This window comes from Streptomyces sp. TS71-3 (genome assembly GCF_018327685.1).
Lineage (GTDB): Bacteria > Actinomycetota > Actinomycetes > Streptomycetales > Streptomycetaceae > Streptomyces.
This window is the reverse complement of sequence record NZ_BNEL01000003.1, coordinates 2,166,002-2,182,374: the sequence shown is the minus strand read 5'-3', so window position 1 is coordinate 2,182,374 and position 16,373 is coordinate 2,166,002. Positions and strand designations below refer to the sequence as shown.

Here is a 16,373-nt window from a genome sequence, read left to right as displayed (position 1 = left end):
TACCGGCCTCGTACGGCATGAGTTCTCCCACGAGTCCTCCACCTTCTGAGCCGTCTGTCCGCATCAGACATGCGCAGTGTTGCGGGCGCGGGCCGCTTCGGCCGGATCCTCGCGGAACGCCCAGGCCATCCTCGGCTCCAGCGCGAAGCGGAAGATCCGTCGGACGGGCGCCGTGCACAGCCCGGTGACGACCACGGCGGCGACCAGAGTGACCGCAATCTCACCGATCGGTCCGTGCAGCCAGTCATGGTCATACCAGTTCCAGAACTCCGCGGCCTTGGCCACGAACCCGTGGAGCAGATAGCCGTAGAGCGTGCCTGCCCCGAGCGCGCTGAACCAGACCCTCCGCCCGGGTACCCAAGCAAGGAAGCAGGCGACCAGCACGGTGGAGCAGCCGAAGAGCGCCAGCGTCATGACGGGCCCGCTCCAACCGGGTGCGCCGAGCTCCTCTGCGCTGTCGCGATGGAAGAACCATGCGTCGCTCACCCGCGGAACACCCCAGTACGCAGTGGCAAGGGCGCACGCGAAGACCGGGACGGACAGGATCCGTGCAGCGCGGCGCCGTACGAATTGGAAGTGCTCCGGCTTCAGGCAGAGGCCGAGGACGAAGTACGGAAGGAACTGAAGCACACGCTGGAGGTCCAGGTCGTCGCCGATGGACGGCGAGGTGGTGGCGAGCATGGCCACGGCGAGAGCGATCGGGAGCGGCCAGCGGAGGCTCTTCCACAGGGGCGTGGTCAATCGCCAGATGAACAGTGCGGCCAGGAACCAGGTCAGGAACCACGGGTCGAGGAGGCTGATCGGCTGGTCGGGGTTGCCGCCGGCCCAGCGGTCGAAGAGCGAGAACGCCACCTCGAAGATCACATACGGAAGAGCGACGCCTGTCAGGAGTCGCCTCAGCTGTGCGGCGCTGCCCGTGAAGCTGCGCGAGAAGTAGCCCGAGATCACGATGAACGTCGGCATGTGGAAGGCGTAGACGGTCATGTACAGCGCGCTGACCGTTCGGCTGCCCTCCCTGAGCGGTTCCCAGGAGTGCCCCATCGCGACCAGGACAATGGCCAGGTACTTGGCGTTGTCGAAGAATGGGTCCCGCTGCTTGCTCCCTCTCGGTCGATGCCGTTCGGTGACAGCGCCATCGGGCCGGCCGGGCCCCGCGTGCGGGTGTGTCTGGGCGTCCTGGTTGGCGTGCGGCGACAGCGTTTCCCTCACGATCCTTTCTGAATGGCCCGGGGGCGTCGCCAGGAGCTTGAGCGTACTGATTGACGAGACCCGTCGGGCAAGACGCGCAAAGCGGTGGTTACAGGGCGCGGAACTTCCTTGCGCACACTTCGCGTGATTACGGCGACCTCAGCGAGACGGTGCGGCATGAAGCCTCCTGCACCGGGGAGGCGACGGCACCAGACTCCGCAATCGATTGCCACATTGCGCAACTGTACAACCATCATGTGAGGCAGATCGTCCGGCCAGTCGCACATCCCGGGAGAGCATGTCGCGGACGGCGACTCGTCCGCTCGCACCGCAGTACCCTCCGAGGTCCCCGACGGAGCCCGCTCAGCCCACGACGATCCGTGCGCAGATCCCTCCTACGGCTGACGGAGCGCAGAGCGATCTCGATGCTACACACCAACCGCTTTGCCCGCTTCCGACCAGTTGGCATGCAGACGCGAGAGGTAAGACGCGACCTGGTCTCCAAGTGACCTGCCCCGCGCGAAGGCGCGCATGTTGCCGGCGCCGGAGTTGTAGCCCAACGCCAGCAACTCGTTCCGGGTGAAGGGCGCCGGCCAGTGCGTTGGCAACTGCACCGAGAGATCGTGCAGATACCAGGCCGCGGCCTCGATGGCGAGGTCGCGGTCGCCAGGTAGGTCTTCCCAGCGCCGATCCGCGAAATCCCGCCCCTGTCTGGTCGCGTCGAAGGTGGCGCGGTGCATGTTGGCGATACCGAAAGCGGCGTCGGGCTTGTACCTCTGCCAGGCACGCTCCAGGCCAGGGTCATGAGGTTTGTAGGACTCGTTGTAGAGGATCGCCATCAGCAACTGGGAGCTGACGCCTGCCTGGCGCGCTCTCGTGCGGACCTGAGAGGCGTAGCCGGCCGGGTCGTAGCCGGATGCGTTCGCGACGACAGAGGGGCTGCCGCCGCCGGCGGAGGGCGTGGTCGCCGTCGCTCGGGGAGAGCCGGGGCCCTGCGTCGGGGCCGCAGTGCCCGTACCTGTCCCTGTTCCAGATGGAGGGGTGGCCTGCGGGGTGCTGGCGGCCCAGACAATCACATAGAGGGCCAGTGCGAACACCAGCAGGGTGAGCCACCGCCGCCGCGAGTGTGGTTCGGCCATGTGCTGCCTTCTCTCTCGTGTGCGACGTAGTAGACGAGCGGCAGAGGCGTCAGGCCGGAGAGCGAGCCGAGCGGAGTACCAGGTGTGAGCAGGCCCACCGCCGTCAGCGCCGCCGTCCGGCCGACCGCACCCGGAGCTCGCCCGGCCGCCCAGCGTCGTCCGGTGCACAGGAGCACCATCACCAGGGCGAAGGCGAGTTGCCCCGCGTCGAGACAGAGGTTCTGTGCGAGGACCTGCACCGTGAGCATGGGCAGGAAGACCAGCAGGAGGGCATCCCCCGATCCGGAACCGACCGTGGTTTCCGATGCCTCGGCGCCCGCATCGCGGGAGGCGGCGGTGTCACCCACCGGCTTCACGCATCCGGCGCGCCAGAGCGGGCGACCGGCTGGCCTCCACGGCCAGCTGGCCCGCCATCGACCTCACCACGGTGACGGCATCCGGATCGTCGACGAAGTACACCTGGCGCCAGCATTCCCGGCGGGAGCGACGAGGCCGGCGAGTTTCAGCTCCCGTCCCCCAGTCACCCGTTGATACGTCCACGTCGCCCCGGTTCAGGTCTGCGGCCGCGCCGGCCCCGGCCAAGAGCCGCACGTTGCCCATTGGAACCGTCAGGAGCCGGGCAGGAAGGGGCGGCGGGAAGGGCGTTCAGGTGGTCACTCCTCCTCGTAGTAGTTGTTCACGATCACATCCGGCTCGTCGTCGTCGAAGGCTTCGTTGAGCAGTGCGCCACCGACCAGGCCGGCCGCGCCCGCACCGATGAGCGCGCCCGCGCCGAACCGCCGTCCGCCGCCCTGCTGCTGGTGGTGCTCCGTGTGGTGCGGCGCGTGGCCCTCGTACGGGTAGCCGGACGGTGGCTGTGCGTACCCGGTCTGGGGATATCCGGGCTGGGCGTAGGCCGCCTGGGGCGGGGTGTAGTACGGCGGCGGGGTCGTCTGCACGCGCTGCGCGCAACTGCCGCACGCCTGGATCTGCCGGGGCACACCCCACTGCGGGTACCAGGTCACAGCCGCCATGCCGGGCCCGTGACCGGGGTCGAAGAAGCACGTCACAGAAGAACTCCCTGCTGAATACTCTGACGCGCCGGCCGTCGGCATCTCCTGGACGGCGATGGCCGGCACCTGGGGCCCTGCGTATATCGGAGCCGGTGGCGCGGACATGCCCGGCTGGTATGCGGAAGCCGGTGGCGTGTGAGCCTCCATGTCCTGCGCCGGCGCCACCGGCTGGGGATGAACCGTCGGCTCCGGTGCGGGCGACGGGCTGGCGTCGCTCTCCCGGAACACGTCGACGCCGTAGTCCATGGCGATTCCCGCGAGCCCCGAGGCGTAGCCCTGTCCCACCGCCCGGAACTTCCACTCCGCACCGTGGCGGTACAACTCGCCGAAGACCATGGCCGTCTCGGACAGCCCACGGGTCGCCAGGTCGTAGCGAGACAGTTCCGCGCCGTCGTCCCGGTCCACCACGCGGATGTAGGCATCGCAGACCCGGTCGAAACTCTGCCCCCGGACCGCACCGTCGTAGATGGAGACCGGGAAGACGACCTTCGAGACGTCGGCCGGAACCCTGCCGAGGTCGACTTGAATCTGCTGGATGTCCTGGCCGGACCCGGGCGCTGCGTTACCCGTGAAGGTGACGGAACCGTCCGGGCTGCTCGGGTTGTTGAAGAAGACGAAGTGATCGTCAGACAGGACCTTGCCGGACTCCCCGCACAGCAGCGCGCTGGCGTCGAGATCGTGACCGGGCACCGCCTGCCAACCCAGCCCGACCGTCACGGCAGTCAGGCCGGGGGCCTGCTTGCTCAATGACGCATTGCCGCCCTTGGCCAAGGGCACACCCATCGTCTTCCTCCACAACCGATCCTGGCTCTCGCATTCGCCGGGAACAACGCGTCCAGAGTCCGCATGGTTCCCCGATTGCGCAACTTATGAATTCTGTAGCGAACGGTCGGCAACCACAGCGCGAGCTCAAGCAGCCGCGCTAGTCGATACCCTTGCCGCCAGCCCATATGACCCGTCACGCGACAGCAGCACCTGCCTTGCAAATCACCCACCGCCGTGCTGCGCAATCAGGAATCGAGTGCGGCGCAGTCCGGCTCTGTCCTGCCGAAGAGGTCCGGGCCGGCCACCCAGCAGGGGGCGCGGGCGGGATCCGACGACCCGTCGGCGTTGCCGACGACGGCACCCTCGACGATCGGCAGTCGCTGAAGCACCGTTGAGTGACCGCCTCGGCCGGCCGATCAAGCGACACCCTCGGCGCAGGACGCGTTCACACATACACCCCGAAGTCCTCGGCGATACCGGTCAGGCCCGAGGCGTAGCCCTGCCCGACGGCCCGGAACTTCCACTCGGCGCCGTTGCGGTACAGCTCGCCGAAGACCATCGCGGTCTCCGTGGCGGCGTCCTCCGAGAGGTCGTAGCGAGCGATCTCCGACCCACCGGCCTGGTTGAGAACCCTGATGAAGGCATTGCGCACCTGCCCGAAGCTCTGACCCCGCGCTTCGCCTTCGTAGACCGAGACCGGAAAGACGATCCGGGCGACCTCGGCCGGAACGGCGGCCAGGTTCACCTTGATGACCTCGTCGTCGCCTTCACCCTGGCCGGTGAGGTTGTCGCCGGCGTGCTCCACCGAGCCCTCAGGGCTCGTGAGGTTGTTGTAGTAGATGAAGTGCCGGTCAGAGGGGACCTTGCCGGATTCGTTGACCAGGAGCGCGGACGCGTCGAGGTCGAAGTCCGCGCCGGTGGTGGTGCGGGCGTCCCAGCCCAGCCCCACCAGCACGGCGGTCAGGCCCGGCGCCTCCTTGCTCAGCGATACGTTGGCCCCCTTGGACAGGGAAACGCCCATGACTCATCCTTTCGCGCGATCGACTCCTACTCGCAGATGCGAGCCCGAATCGAAATCTACAACATTGTAGATTCAAGGTGGCAGCAACACGAACGCGCAGCAGAAAACACGCCATACAGGCCATTCCGTCGAGGGTCGGCGACCTGTCCCGGCCCACCGAGCCGCCGTCTCCAGTGGAAGCCCCTGCACCGAGTGGTCTATACGATGTGTCACCCACGACAAGAAGCCGACTGGCGGGTGCCGGGGAGGGAGGTCGACGGTGACGGAGCCCGATGGGAGGCGCAGGGCGCGCGGGGAGTTGGAGACCAGGGTGCTGTCGGTGCTCAACACGGCCCAGCAGCCGGTGACCGCGAGCTGGGTGCAGGACCGCATGGCCGCCGATCTGGCGTACACGACCGTGATGACGGTGCTGGTTCGCCTACTGGCCAAGGGAGCCGTGACGCGCCGGCGCGATGGCCGGTCGTTCGTATGGGTGTCGGCTGCCGACCAGGCGGGGCTCGCCGCCCTGAGAATGCGCCGTGTACTGGACGGCGAGCGCGACAGGGAGGCAGTACTGGCCAGCTTCGTCACGGCGCTGTCGGCGGACGACGAGCAGTTCCTGCGCGATCTTCTGGAGCAGGCTCGTGACGAGGCGGAGGGGTAAGCCCCTGGAGGCCGTCATGCTCCACCCTGCTCTGCGGGCTCGCGCTGGGTCTGACGCCCGCCGACCTCAGCCAGCCGCCAGCCGAGATCGCCCACCAAGGCGCCCACCGCGATAGCCCCCCCCTCCCCCCGGGTCAGCTCTCCCACCGTCGTCACGCCCGCGCCGACGTAGGAATGGCCACGGAGGCTACTGAGGCCGCCACTGACGGCCTCGCACACCTGAGGCACTCGGCCGCCAGATCCCTTTCCTCAGCGGATGTGCAGGACTCGCCCCGCGCGTCTGGCCAGCCGTCGCAGCAGCACACGCATCAGTTCTGTGGAACGTGTCTGATGCACGGACTGCGTCCTGGGCGGCGTTGCCGGGGGTTCATGGGTGCTGGCGATGGCACCGAACAGCGCCTGGGCGGCAGCCGCCGGGTCCACCGACACGATGGGCTGCCCGGTTTCGGGCGCGAGGGTCGGCCCTTCATGCAGCAGCCGTAGGTCGCCGTGCACACGGACACCCAGTTCCCGTATCCGGTCCGCAACCCCGGAGCCGATCTGCGCGGCCCGCTCAAGCGCCCAACCAGGGGTGGTGACCCTGGGGTGGTCGGGCGGCGGGGACCACGCCGTCTTCATACGCATGATCGCCCCGTAGCGCACGTTCCTTGAGTACATGCGCTCCGGGAGACCGCTGCTGCGGAACTCGATGTTGAAGTGCCTGATCATCTCGACCTCACCGAGCGTGAGCGAGCGGTTCGCCGCGTCGGTCACGTGCTCCAGGGTCTTGACGGGTAGTGCGAGCAGTGACTCGAACGCCCGTAGGAGCATGTCGCGGTCGCGGTCGTCGACCACGACGACCGTGAGCCTGTCCACGCCCACGGCACCGCTCCAGCGCTCGACGAGCCGGTCGTGGGCGTGACGCAGCCAGAAGCTCGGATTGGGCTGCTCATACGGCGGTTTGCGGAGCATGTGCTCCAGCCAGTCGCGATACCCCATGCGCAGGCCGTTCTGCACGTACTGCTGCCACTGGGAGGGAAGGATCTTCGCGAGCGGCCGCAGCGTCACCACCACGTGCACCCGGGGCCCGTCGAGATCAGCGACGACCCGCGAGATGGCGGAAGCATCCGCCTCGGCGAAGAACTCGCTGCTGACCACCACGGTCCGGTCGCCGGATGCCGCAACGGCTTCGACGAGGCGGTCCCAGTGCTCCCGGCGAGGTTGCCTGTCACCCATCATGGAGGGCCTGGAGCTCGCGGCGAGCGCCGCGTACATGGGGTGGCGGTCCTCGCCTGGGTAATCGATAGCGTGTTCGGCCAACCGTTCCCGTGCGGCGAACAGCGCCCCTTGCAGGGCTGTGGTTCCGGTCTTGTGCGGCCCGATGTGCAGCAGTCTGGTGCCGGGGTCCAAAGGTCTGGCCGTGTCGGGCCTTATACAGGGTACGTCGTCCATAGTGGGTAGAGAGTAGTGGCCAAGGCTGGCAGAGCGCTGTGCATCACCGTGAACCGCGATTCGGTTACCAACACCTCCCGTTCGGCAGGGCAGTTCTCGGAATCCGGCTCGTCACCGGGCCTGCGGGGTGAGTGGGTCTGATCGACTACGGTTGAGGGACCGGAGGCGGAGTACCGCCCTGATGGTGCGGGGGCCCGCTGAAGCGGCTGCTCGGGATGGGGGCGGGTATGCGGTTCAGGTTGCGGGACCGGTTGCGGTACTGGTTCGACGGCACGATGGACCGCGGTACCCCCGCGCTCATCGGCTGGCTCGCCCTGGCCTCCCTGGCCCTCGTCGCCGTCGTCTCCGCCCTGGTGGTCGCCTTCACCACGTCCGACGCCGAGCAGAACGGCGGCTGGCGCGGCGTCGTGTGGATGAGCCTGCTGCGCACCCTCGACCCCGGCACCATGGGCGGAGACACCGGCCGGCCTGTCTTCCTGGCCCTGATGCTGACGGTGACGATCGGCGGGATCTTCATCGTGAGCGCGTTGATCGGTGTTCTGGCCCGAGGGCTGGAGAACCGGATCCAGGAATTACGCAAGGGCCGCTCACGGCTCATCGAACGTGGGCACACGATCGTCCTGGGCTGGTCGGACCAGGTGTTCACCGTCATCGCGGAGCTCGTCGAGGCGAACCAGAGCGAACGCCGCTCGTGCGTGGTGATCCTCGCCGACCGGGACAAGGTGGACATGGAAGACCAGATCCGCCAGCGCATACCCGACACCGGCCGCACCCGGGTCGTCTGCCGCTCCGGCAACCCGCTGGAGCGCCCGGATCTGGAGCTGGTCAGCCCCGACACAGCGAAGGCAGTCATGGTCTTGCCGCCGGTCGGGGATGACAGCGACGTCGATGCGATCAAGGTCCTGCTGCTGCTGAACAACAGGGTCTGGCGCGGCGAACGCCCCACTGTCGTGGCAGCCGTGCAGAGTTCGGACAACCTGCCAGCCGCCCGGCTGGCGGCAGGCGAGAAGTCCCTCATCGTCGACGCCGACGACATAGCCGTGCGGCTCATCGCGCAGTCGCACCGGCAGACGGGACTGTCCACCGTCTTCAACGAACTGCTCAGTTTCGTGGGCAACGAGTTCTACTTCCGCGACGAGCCGGCGCTGGCCGGCCGTACGTACGGCGAGGCGCTCCTCGCCTACGACCTCGGTGCCCCCGCCGGGCTGCGCACGCGCGACGGCAGCGTGCTGGTGAACCCGCCGATGGACACCGTCCTCGCGACCGGCGACCAGATTCTCGTGGTCGCGGAGGACGATCTTGCGATACGGCTCGCGTCGTCACCGCCGCACGTCGTCCCGACCGCCGTCACCTCGGCGGAGGGCAGGCCCCCGTCTCCCGACCGCACGCTCCTGATCGGATGGAACGCCCGCGCGCCGAAACTCATCTCGCTGCTGGACAGCTTCGTCGAACCGGCATCGACCGTGGACGTCACCGCGCCCAGACGGCCGCCCCAGCGGGAGATGCCCAAGGATCTCCGCAACCTCGAGGTCGGCTACCGGCACTGCGAGCCGACCCGCAGGTCCTCCCTGGAGAAGCTGGACCTCGCCGGCTACCGGCACATCGTGGTGCTCTCCGACGACCGCATCGCACCCGGCCGGGCGGATGACCGCACGCTGGTGACCCTGCTGCACCTGCGCGACATCGAGACGGCGCTCGGCGACCCCTACTCGATCGTCACCGAGATGAACGACGACGGCAATCGCGAGATAGCCCAGGTCACCAAGGCGGACGACTTCATCGTCAGTACCAAGGTGATCACCCTGCTGCTGGCCCAGCTGACCGAGAACCCTCACCTGGAAGCGGTTTTCACCGACCTGTTCAACCCGGAGGGTGCCGAGATCTACCTCAAGCCGGCTGCGAACTACCTCGTGCCGGGAGTCGAGGCCACCTTCGCCACCGTCGTGGCCGCCGCAAGCAACCGCGGAGAGTCGGCCATCGGCTACCGCCTGGCCCGCCACGGCCACGAGCCTCCCGGCTACGGCGTCTTCCTGAACCCCTCGAAGACGGATCCGCTCGTGCTGGAGGACGGGGACACGGTGATCGTCCTCGCCGAGGACTGAACGGCCCGTGCGGACGCCAGGCTGATCCAGCGTCCGGCCCGCGTCCTCGGCGTCTCCCGCCATCGGAGGGATGAAAATCCCGAAGACTTGCGGAACTTATGGGCGACGCCGCCAGTTTCTACATTGTTGTAGAGACAAGGCAAGGCTACGCGGCCGCCCCAGGGACGGCCCGGGCCGCTGACACCATATGGAGTTCTCATGGCCCTGTGGGACCGCATCCGGGAATCGGCATCGACGATGCAGACCCAGCTCGTGGCGAAGAAGAACGACCTCAAGAGCGGCGCCTTCCGCGATGCCAGCATGGCCATCTGCGCGCTCGTGGCCGCGGCGGACGGCACCGTGGATCCGACGGAGCGGCGCAGGGTCGCCCAGCTCATCATGAACAACGAGGTCCTCCAGAATTTCCCGGCGGACGACTTGCAGCGCCGGTTCGAGGACAACTTGGACAAGCTGACGGCCGACTTCGACTTCGGCAAGGTCAGCGTGCTTCAGGAGATCGCCAAGGCCAGGAAGAAGCCGGCCGAGGCCCGTGCCGTCATCCAGATCGGCATCGTCATCGGCGGTGCGGACGGCGACTTCGACAAGGACGAGCGGGCGGTCGTGCGCGAGGCCTGCTTCGCCCTCGATCTGCCCCCGCAGGAGTTCGACCTCTGAGGAACACGTCCCTGGGGTCTGCGCTCGGCCGCGTGGACCCCAGGGACGGTTCACGGACGCTTCCCCTCGGCACGGTGCGCATGTCGGTCCGCATCGTGGGCTCCGGAACGCTTCTGCGGCCGCGTCTACAGCGGCGTGACCGCGCGCAGGATCAGAAACAGCGTGACGGCGGAGTTCGCGGACGACATGGCGGACAGGGCAGTGCCGGCGGCGGCCGCCCATGCGGCCAGCCCCACCGAGGTGAACAGAGACTGCCAGGTGGGGGCATTCGGAGCAGGACCCAACAGCGCCGCAACCCTGCGCGGCACCGGGCCTGGCGCCGCGAACGCCGTCAGGAAGGGCGCGGGCGGGCTTTGGGAGATGAGCGCGGCAGCGCCCACCGCCCGGGCGGTCACAAGCCGGTCCCCCACTGCACGGGCGGCGTCTTCGTCCGCCCAGCGTTCCACGGTGTAGGCCAAGGCCGTACGCAAGGGGCGCAGGCACGGGTTCAGCCGGGCCGCGAGACCCGCCAGCAGCAAGTAGCGATGGTGGCGGTTGGCCAGGTGAGACCGCTCGTGGGCGAACAGGACACGCCGGGCGGCCGAGTCCAGGTTGGCCAGCATGCCCGTCGAGACGACGATCCGCCCCAGCCTCCCGGGCACCGTGTGTGCATACGGCGTCTGATCCGGCAGGACTGCGACCCGTCCCCCTGGCAGCCCCTTCAACGCTCGTTCGGTGCGCCGTCGCACACGGCAGTGGCGGACCAGCAGACTCACACCGGAGAGGAACGCGGCCGCGAGGGCACCCACGGCCGTCTCCCCCACGACCTCGTCCTGCGGCACCGCTTCACGGACCTCGGGTTCGGCCCAGCTGTCCGGAAGAGGATTACCTGGAAGCTGGGCCGTACCCACGATCGCCAACAGGCCCAGGCAGAGGGTGCTGCACAGGCCGAGAGCTGCGCTTGCACCCGACAGGAGCAGGGTGGCGGCGCGAGGGTGCAACCGATGCGCGGCCAGGCGCGCCATGGGCCACGCCGTCAACGGCAGCACGAGAGGCAGTAAGACGAACACACCCATGGCTCAGCACTCCGGACTTTGGGCATCAGCGTGCAGACGGCGGACCAGCACCTCGTCCGATCCCGCATCATGCCTGTCGTGGTCCGCCACGCATGACTCCCCGGCCGAGCCCCGGCCCCGTCCGGGGCCCATCGTAATGAACGGAAGGCGGGGCCGACGCCTCGCTCTCTCTACGATGCTGTAGTTTCCAGTCCTCACCAAGTCAGCATCCAGGGGGCTGAACGGCATGGGCCTGGAGGGGAGTAGTGTGCGGACGTCGACGTTCGTGGACGCCGAGGTCATGCCTCGCGTCGAACGCCGAACCGCACAGCGTTCCTCTGCGTCGACGTCGCAGGGGTCCCGGGCACTCGGACGATTGACTTCCCACGGTCCCCCGTCGTCCGCGTCCTTCACCCAATCGTACGCGGGCGACAGGCTCTCTCAGGTCGTGCCGGTCACCCGACGACGCCCACGGTGATCTACCGGCCGTTGCGGGCGATGCGACGCGCACAGGCCCGTCTCACTCCCGGCTCAGCACGGCCTGCCGGGAGTGAGACGCGGGTTCCCTACGCGCGCCGGCCGTACCGGCTGCGCAGGGTGTAGCCCGCCCCTGCGAGGACCAGGACGGCCGCCGCGATCCCGAGCCAGGCACCGGTCGGCAACCCGTTCTCGTCCTTCTGAGCGGCCCCCGGGGAAGGCGACGACCCGGCAGGGGGCTGTGAGGCTACTCCGGACTCGGACGCGCTCGGGCCGGACTGCGCGTCCGAGCCTTCGCTGCCGGCCACCGCGGCCCTGAGCTTGAGGTGGGGCGCGGGGTGCTCGCTGTTCTCGTCCAGCTCGATCCACCGGTCGGTATGGCCGTCGCCGTAGGTCTGAAGCGTCTTGAACGCCAGATCTCCCGCGTCGGGGAGTTGCTTGACGACGACGGAGTACTTCGCGCTCTCGCCCACCTTCACGGCCGGTCCCCCGACCGTGTAGCCGTCATCGGTGGCCTTGAACTTCCAACCGGCCGGACCTTCCCCATAGGTGACGTCGGCGGGGGCGACGCCTTCGGGCAGGACCACCCGTAGTCCGGTGATGCCGGCCGAGTCGGATTCGGCCTCGGCGTCGAAGGAGATCGTGGCGTTCTCAGCACCGGCCTGTTGCTTGTCCGACGTGACCTCCACGTGGGCGAGTGCCGGGCCGGCGGAGAGGAGGAGGGCGATCGCGGCCGCCCCGGCCGCGAGGGGCAGTCGCCGGGCGGCGGCCTGCCGTGCACGGCTCGTCTGCCGCGGGGTGCGTGACATGGTGACGTGTCTCCAGGTGTGTGGGAGCGCGGGGCGGCCGCATGGCCACCCCCGCGGGATCGGGTGACGAGGCCGAACCCCGCCCGCGGAGGTCCCCTGGGCACCACCACGTCCGCGAACGCCGCCGCCTGCGGCGACCACCGGTCCCGTTGCTCCGGGACACGAACCCTGGGCACGAACCGCGGCCGCGTGACGCGGCCGTGCACCAGCTCGTACGAGAGGGCGATGCGGTCCCGCACGGCACCGAGTGCGGATGCCACGCCGCGGGTGAGGTACCAGCACGCCAGATCCGCGCGGTGCAGCAGGACCGCGACGACGACCGTGGCCAGTACGTGTGCCGCGGTCATGACGACAGAACCGTGCAGACGCTCGTGCACCGTCTGGTGCGCGTCCACGTGGCCCGGCCCTTGTGCGTGTGCCGCCATCGCACCCATGCGGTGGCCGGACGATGCCGACAGCCACCAGTGGAGACCACCCTGTGCCGCACCGCTGACCATCACCACGACCGGAAGGGAGTGGGGCTGCCGGACGCCGGCAAGCCCCACCGCGAACAGGACCGCTACTGCCGTCAGGATCTGGCGCCACGGCACGGGCCCGTCGGTGGCCAGATGGTGCGCGACAATACCCAGCACCGCTCCGACGATGCCGAACATCGCCGCGCGCAGGGCGGGCATCGGCGCATCGGGCGGCGACGGAGGCGTGGTCATGGCCCACCCATCGTCGAGCATCCTCCCGCTGTCCGGAGCCCCTTCTTCCTCTCGAACGCATACGTGTCCTCTGCGTGACATGTCAGCACACGGTGCGCGGAACGAGGTCTACGCTCAGCGGAACGCGGCGTGCGCGAACCCTCGCGGTGTGAAGGCATACGGTCGGCTCGCACCCGGGCCGGCGCCGGTGGCCCGGGTGCGAGCGGATTCGGGCCGCCTCAGCCAGGAGCCCCCACCACGGCCGGGCGCGCGACGAGGTGTCCACTGCGGTGCAGTCCGGCGACCGCGGCGGCACACCCCAGGCCCGTCGCCGCCAGCACGGTCCACGGCAACCAGGCGACGCCGGTGTCGAACAGTGCGCCGACCGCCAGGTTGCCCAGCGAGACAGCGATGCCCGAGGCCGTGCTGTACGCGCCGTAGTACGTCGCGACGAGCCGGTCGCCCGCGAGTCTGACGAGGGTGTCCATCTCGAAGGGGTAGAGCAGCGCACCTCCCCAGGCGAGCATGACCGCGCAGAGCACGAGTGCCAGGCCTCCGACGACCGGCCCCGCCGCCGAGTCGTGCACGCCGGCCAGCAGGGGCACGAACGCCGCGCCCATGCCCACGAGCCCGTACACGATGGCCCGCGGTCCGGACAGGGTGCGTCTGGCCCACGTCGTCAGCTTCATCTGGCCCACGAGTCCGGCGAGCGCCGAGACCGCGAAGACCGCTCCGGTCGCCCAGCCGGCCCGCTCGCCGAAGAGCTCGCGAGCCCGCAGGGGCAGCGCCAGATAGACCTGGAAGGCCAGGACGTATGAACCCGCCATGGCCGCGGCGAAGAGCAGGAAGGACCGGTTGGCCGCGATCAGGCGCCATTCCGCGACCACCGCGCGCCACGCCGGCTCGGCACCGCGGCGAGCCGGCGGACGGGCCGGCAGTGCGTTCGCCTGGAGGACGGCCAGGATCCCGAAGACGATCGCGGACGCCGCACACACCGCGCGGAAGTCCCAGGCGAGCAGGGCGAGTCCGGCCAGCGGCCCGACGAGGATGCCGGCCTGGTAGAAGACGTTGAAGAGCGCGAAGGCCTCGACACGCCGCTCCTCGCCCGCCTCTTCCGCCAGATAGCCACGCACGGCCGGGTTGAACAGCGCGCCCGCCAGCCCGGTCAGCACGGAGGCCGCGATCAGCGCCGGCAGGACACTGGCGAGGGCGAGGAGCCCGAAGGCGACGGTGCGCAGCGCGCACCCTGCGATGATCATCGGCTTGCAGCCGTAGCGATCGGCCAGCGTGCCGCCGATGAGGAACATGCCCTGCTGGGAGAAGTTCCGCAGGCCCAGCACGAGCCCCACGGCCCAGGCGGCGAGGCCCAGGCCGTGGGCGAGGTGGTCGGCCAGGTAGGGCATCAGCATGTAGAAGCCGAGGTTGATGGCGAACTGGTTGGCCATCAACAGCCGTGCGCCGCGGTCGAAGGAGGCCACCCGGCCCCGGAGCCCCTTCACCGCGTACCCGCCGGGGCCGCGTCGGTGCGGGCCGCCGGCCCCCGGCCCAGCGGGTCGCGGACCCGGCGGCACCGCGTCCAGCAGGTCACCGTGCGCTCGTCGGGCTCGGCGATCTCGTCCGGCTCCCCCGGGGGTTCGCGGTCGAGGAGACCGTGTGCGTCGCACCAGGCGTCGCTGTAGACGGTCTCCAGGTAGCGGTGGGGGCCGTCGGGGAAGACCGCGGCGATCCTGGTCCCGATCGGGTGGGTACGCGCGGCCCAGCCTGCCACCAGGGCGACCGCACCGACGCTCCAGCCTCCCCAGGCGTGGTGCCGGCGGGCCAGTTGCCGGCAGGCCCGGACCGCCTCGGCGGGCGCCACCCAGTGCACCTCGTTGAAGGCCGCGTAGTCGACGTTCTCGGGGTGGATGCTGGAGCCGAGTCCCCGCATCAGCCGGGTCCCCGCCGGCTGCCCGAAGATCGTGGAGCCGACCGTGTCCACGCCGATCAGCTCCAGATCGGGGAAGGACTCGCGCAGTCCCGCGGTGACGCCGGCGGAGTGGCCGCCGGTGCCCACCGAGGCCACCAGCACGTCGATGCGGCCGAGCTGGGCGATGAGTTCGCCGGCCAGCGGCCGGTACGCCGCCACGTTGTCCGGGTTGTTGTACTGGTCCGGGCACCAGGCGCCGGGAAGGCAGGCGAGCAGGTCGGCGACCCGGTCCCGGCGGGCCTGCTGCCAGCCGCCCCGGGAGTGGGGATCCGAGACGAGGTCGACCCGTGCGCCGAGCGCGGCGAGGAGCCTGACCACCGCCGCTTCCATGCCCGGATCGGAGACGACCGTGACGGGATGGCCGTACGTCAATCCGGCCAGGGCCAGCCCGAGTCCGAGGGTGCCGCTGGAGGACTCCACGATCGGCGCGCCCGGCGCGAGGTCGCCGCGGCGCCGGGCCGAACGGACCATGTGCAAACCGGGCCGATCCTTGATGCCGCCCGGGTTGGCTCCCTCCAGCTTGGCGAAGAAGCCACGGCCGGGCTGGGCGAAGGGCTCGCCGATCCACAGCACCGGGGTGTTCCCGACGAGGTGGGAGGGACGGCGCGCGATCGAGGGGACGGGAGCGTACGCCCCCGGAGTGAAGGGTTCGAGCAGGGAGAGGTTCATGGACATGCGACTCCTTCGCACCCATGACTCGTCTGGGTGCGGGACAGGCGGAACAGGGCGCGCGGGCACGCCCGGCCGCGGTCCTTCACCGCTTCACGGCGGCGGACCTGGTCGGGACGTGTGGGCGGTGCCTACTGCCGCCAGACGCAGTTCAGAGCGAGAACGGAACGGCCGGGCGGCGACTCGGTGACGTCCCGCGGTCTTCTGTCCGCCGGGGCGACCGCCCCGGGGTTCCAGGGTCCGGGGAGGGCGTGGCCTGCGAGAGCACCTCCGGTTGCCGGCGCGTCGTCGCGCGCCCGGGGCCGGTCCATGGAGTGGTCGACGTGCGCGCCCGCCGTGTGCCGGTGCCAGGGACCGTGCTCGACGGATCCGGTGGCGTGATCCCCGTCTTCCTGTGGGGTGCATGCGACGACGACGGTGAACGGCTCGTCGAACGTCGCGTGATGGTGGGCGCCCCCGATGTGCGCGGCGATCAGCAGCACCAGGCCGAGCACCAGGGCCCCACGGCCCGAACGCCTGGTGGCCGCTGGGCGGGCCCACACTCCGATCACATGCAGAGCGTATTCAATCGCACACTGATAGTCACCACGCCCGGCGTGCCACCTCATCGGCGCACCGCCTGACCAGCCCCTCGCCCGCGCTTCGCGTTCCACCACATCCCCGAGCACGCGCGGAAGCCGGCACTCAAGGAGATGTGCCGCGTACTGCGTCCGCGCGGTCGACTCCTCATCACCGACT

The 16,373-nt window shown here is 69.5% G+C and carries 15 protein-coding genes and 2 pseudogenes; 4 read left to right on the top strand and 13 right to left on the bottom strand.

Going from position 1 to position 16,373, the window contains the following annotated elements; genetic code table 11:
• Window positions 1-63: 63 nt before the first annotated feature.
• From Sm713_RS33395 to Sm713_RS33365, 7 genes and pseudogenes are all read right to left on the bottom strand, one after another.
• Window positions 64-1,209, bottom strand: coding sequence for an acyltransferase family protein (locus Sm713_RS33395; RefSeq protein WP_249416861.1), 1,146 nt, complete (start codon window positions 1,207-1,209; stop codon window positions 64-66).
• 407 nt (window positions 1,210-1,616) lie between these two features.
• Window positions 1,617-2,327, bottom strand: a complete 711-nt coding sequence (locus Sm713_RS33390) for a transglycosylase SLT domain-containing protein (protein ID WP_212913691.1) — start codon at window positions 2,325-2,327, stop codon at window positions 1,617-1,619.
• Window positions 2,261-2,674, bottom strand: coding sequence for a hypothetical protein (locus Sm713_RS41530; protein WP_212913690.1), 414 nt, complete (start codon window positions 2,672-2,674; stop codon window positions 2,261-2,263). The genes Sm713_RS33390 and Sm713_RS41530 overlap by 67 nt, the downstream gene beginning before the upstream one ends.
• Window positions 2,667-2,836: pseudogene (locus Sm713_RS33380) on the bottom strand (transcriptional regulator); the annotation flags it as partial. The gene Sm713_RS41530 and the pseudogene Sm713_RS33380, both read right to left, overlap by 8 nt.
• Window positions 2,837-3,604: 768 nt before the next feature.
• Window positions 3,605-4,162 (bottom strand): annotated as a pseudogene (locus tag Sm713_RS41525) (TerD family protein); the annotation flags it as partial.
• A gap of 227 nt (window positions 4,163-4,389) precedes the next feature.
• Window positions 4,390-4,533, bottom strand: a complete 144-nt coding sequence (locus Sm713_RS33370) for a hypothetical protein (protein WP_212913688.1) — start codon at window positions 4,531-4,533, stop codon at window positions 4,390-4,392.
• Between the two features lie 56 nt (window positions 4,534-4,589).
• Window positions 4,590-5,165, bottom strand: a complete 576-nt coding sequence (locus Sm713_RS33365) for a TerD family protein (RefSeq protein WP_212913687.1) — start codon at window positions 5,163-5,165, stop codon at window positions 4,590-4,592.
• Window positions 5,166-5,424: 259 nt separating this feature from the next.
• On the opposite strand from Sm713_RS33365, the gene Sm713_RS33360 reads away from it, so the two are divergent.
• Window positions 5,425-5,808, top strand: coding sequence for a BlaI/MecI/CopY family transcriptional regulator (locus Sm713_RS33360; protein WP_212913686.1), 384 nt, complete (start codon window positions 5,425-5,427; stop codon window positions 5,806-5,808).
• Between the two features lie 248 nt (window positions 5,809-6,056).
• Here the strand turns inward: Sm713_RS33360 and Sm713_RS33355 are convergent, their stop codons facing one another.
• Window positions 6,057-7,238, bottom strand: coding sequence for a hypothetical protein (locus Sm713_RS33355; RefSeq protein ID WP_212913685.1), 1,182 nt, complete (start codon window positions 7,236-7,238; stop codon window positions 6,057-6,059).
• A 227-nt stretch (window positions 7,239-7,465) separates the two neighbouring features.
• On the opposite strand from Sm713_RS33355, the gene Sm713_RS33350 reads away from it, so the two are divergent.
• On the top strand, window positions 7,466-9,340 hold the full coding sequence (locus tag Sm713_RS33350) for a potassium transporter TrkA (RefSeq protein ID WP_212913684.1): 1,875 nt from the start codon (window positions 7,466-7,468) through the stop codon (window positions 9,338-9,340).
• Between the two features lie 198 nt (window positions 9,341-9,538).
• Window positions 9,539-9,994, top strand: coding sequence for a tellurite resistance TerB family protein (locus tag Sm713_RS33345; RefSeq protein ID WP_212913683.1), 456 nt, complete (start codon window positions 9,539-9,541; stop codon window positions 9,992-9,994).
• A 125-nt stretch (window positions 9,995-10,119) separates the two neighbouring features.
• Here Sm713_RS33345 and Sm713_RS33340 read toward each other — a convergent pair whose 3' ends face one another.
• Both Sm713_RS33340 and Sm713_RS33335 read right to left on the bottom strand, forming a co-directional pair.
• Window positions 10,120-11,049, bottom strand: coding sequence for a M56 family metallopeptidase (locus Sm713_RS33340; RefSeq protein ID WP_212913682.1), 930 nt, complete (start codon window positions 11,047-11,049; stop codon window positions 10,120-10,122).
• A gap of 545 nt (window positions 11,050-11,594) precedes the next feature.
• Window positions 11,595-12,314: a DUF1775 domain-containing protein gene (locus Sm713_RS33335; protein ID WP_212913681.1), complete on the bottom strand. Its 720-nt coding sequence runs from the start codon at window positions 12,312-12,314 to the stop codon at window positions 11,595-11,597.
• 296 nt (window positions 12,315-12,610) lie between these two features.
• Between Sm713_RS33335 and Sm713_RS33330 the strand changes: the two genes are divergently transcribed.
• Window positions 12,611-13,099 (top strand): hypothetical protein, encoded by a 489-nt coding sequence (locus tag Sm713_RS33330; protein ID WP_212913680.1) that lies wholly within the window; start codon window positions 12,611-12,613, stop codon window positions 13,097-13,099.
• Window positions 13,100-13,239: 140 nt separating this feature from the next.
• Here the strand turns inward: Sm713_RS33330 and Sm713_RS33325 are convergent, their stop codons facing one another.
• From Sm713_RS33325 to Sm713_RS33315, 3 genes are all read right to left on the bottom strand, one after another.
• Window positions 13,240-14,499, bottom strand: coding sequence for an MFS transporter (locus tag Sm713_RS33325; protein ID WP_212913679.1), 1,260 nt, complete (start codon window positions 14,497-14,499; stop codon window positions 13,240-13,242).
• Window positions 14,496-15,635 (bottom strand): PLP-dependent cysteine synthase family protein, encoded by a 1,140-nt coding sequence (locus tag Sm713_RS33320; protein ID WP_249417096.1) that lies wholly within the window; start codon window positions 15,633-15,635, stop codon window positions 14,496-14,498. The genes Sm713_RS33325 and Sm713_RS33320 overlap by 4 nt, the downstream gene beginning before the upstream one ends.
• Window positions 15,636-15,766: 131 nt before the next feature.
• A complete protein-coding gene (locus tag Sm713_RS33315; RefSeq protein ID WP_212913677.1) occupies window positions 15,767-16,186 on the bottom strand; it encodes a hypothetical protein in 420 nt (139 codons plus the stop codon).
• Window positions 16,187-16,373 lie beyond the last annotated feature (187 nt).

What these genes read in the sequence shown, in the direction of transcription:
- Sm713_RS33345 (WP_212913683.1), top strand. Translation starts at nt 9,539, where the DNA reads ATGGCCCTGTGGGACCGCATCCGGGAATCGGCATCGACGATGCAGACC.
- Sm713_RS33350 (WP_212913684.1), top strand. Translation starts at nt 7,466, where the DNA reads ATGCGGTTCAGGTTGCGGGACCGGTTGCGGTACTGGTTCGACGGCACG.
- Sm713_RS33340 (WP_212913682.1), bottom strand. Translation starts at nt 11,049, where the DNA reads ATGGGTGTGTTCGTCTTACTGCCTCTCGTGCTGCCGTTGACGGCGTGG.
- Sm713_RS33365 (WP_212913687.1), bottom strand. Translation starts at nt 5,165, where the DNA reads ATGGGCGTTTCCCTGTCCAAGGGGGCCAACGTATCGCTGAGCAAGGAG.
- Sm713_RS33320 (WP_249417096.1), bottom strand. Translation starts at nt 15,635, where the DNA reads ATGAACCTCTCCCTGCTCGAACCCTTCACTCCGGGGGCGTACGCTCCC.
- Sm713_RS33355 (WP_212913685.1), bottom strand. Translation starts at nt 7,238, where the DNA reads ATGGACGACGTACCCTGTATAAGGCCCGACACGGCCAGACCTTTGGAC.
- Sm713_RS33335 (WP_212913681.1), bottom strand. Translation starts at nt 12,314, where the DNA reads ATGTCACGCACCCCGCGGCAGACGAGCCGTGCACGGCAGGCCGCCGCC.
- Sm713_RS33390 (WP_212913691.1), bottom strand. Translation starts at nt 2,327, where the DNA reads ATGGCCGAACCACACTCGCGGCGGCGGTGGCTCACCCTGCTGGTGTTC.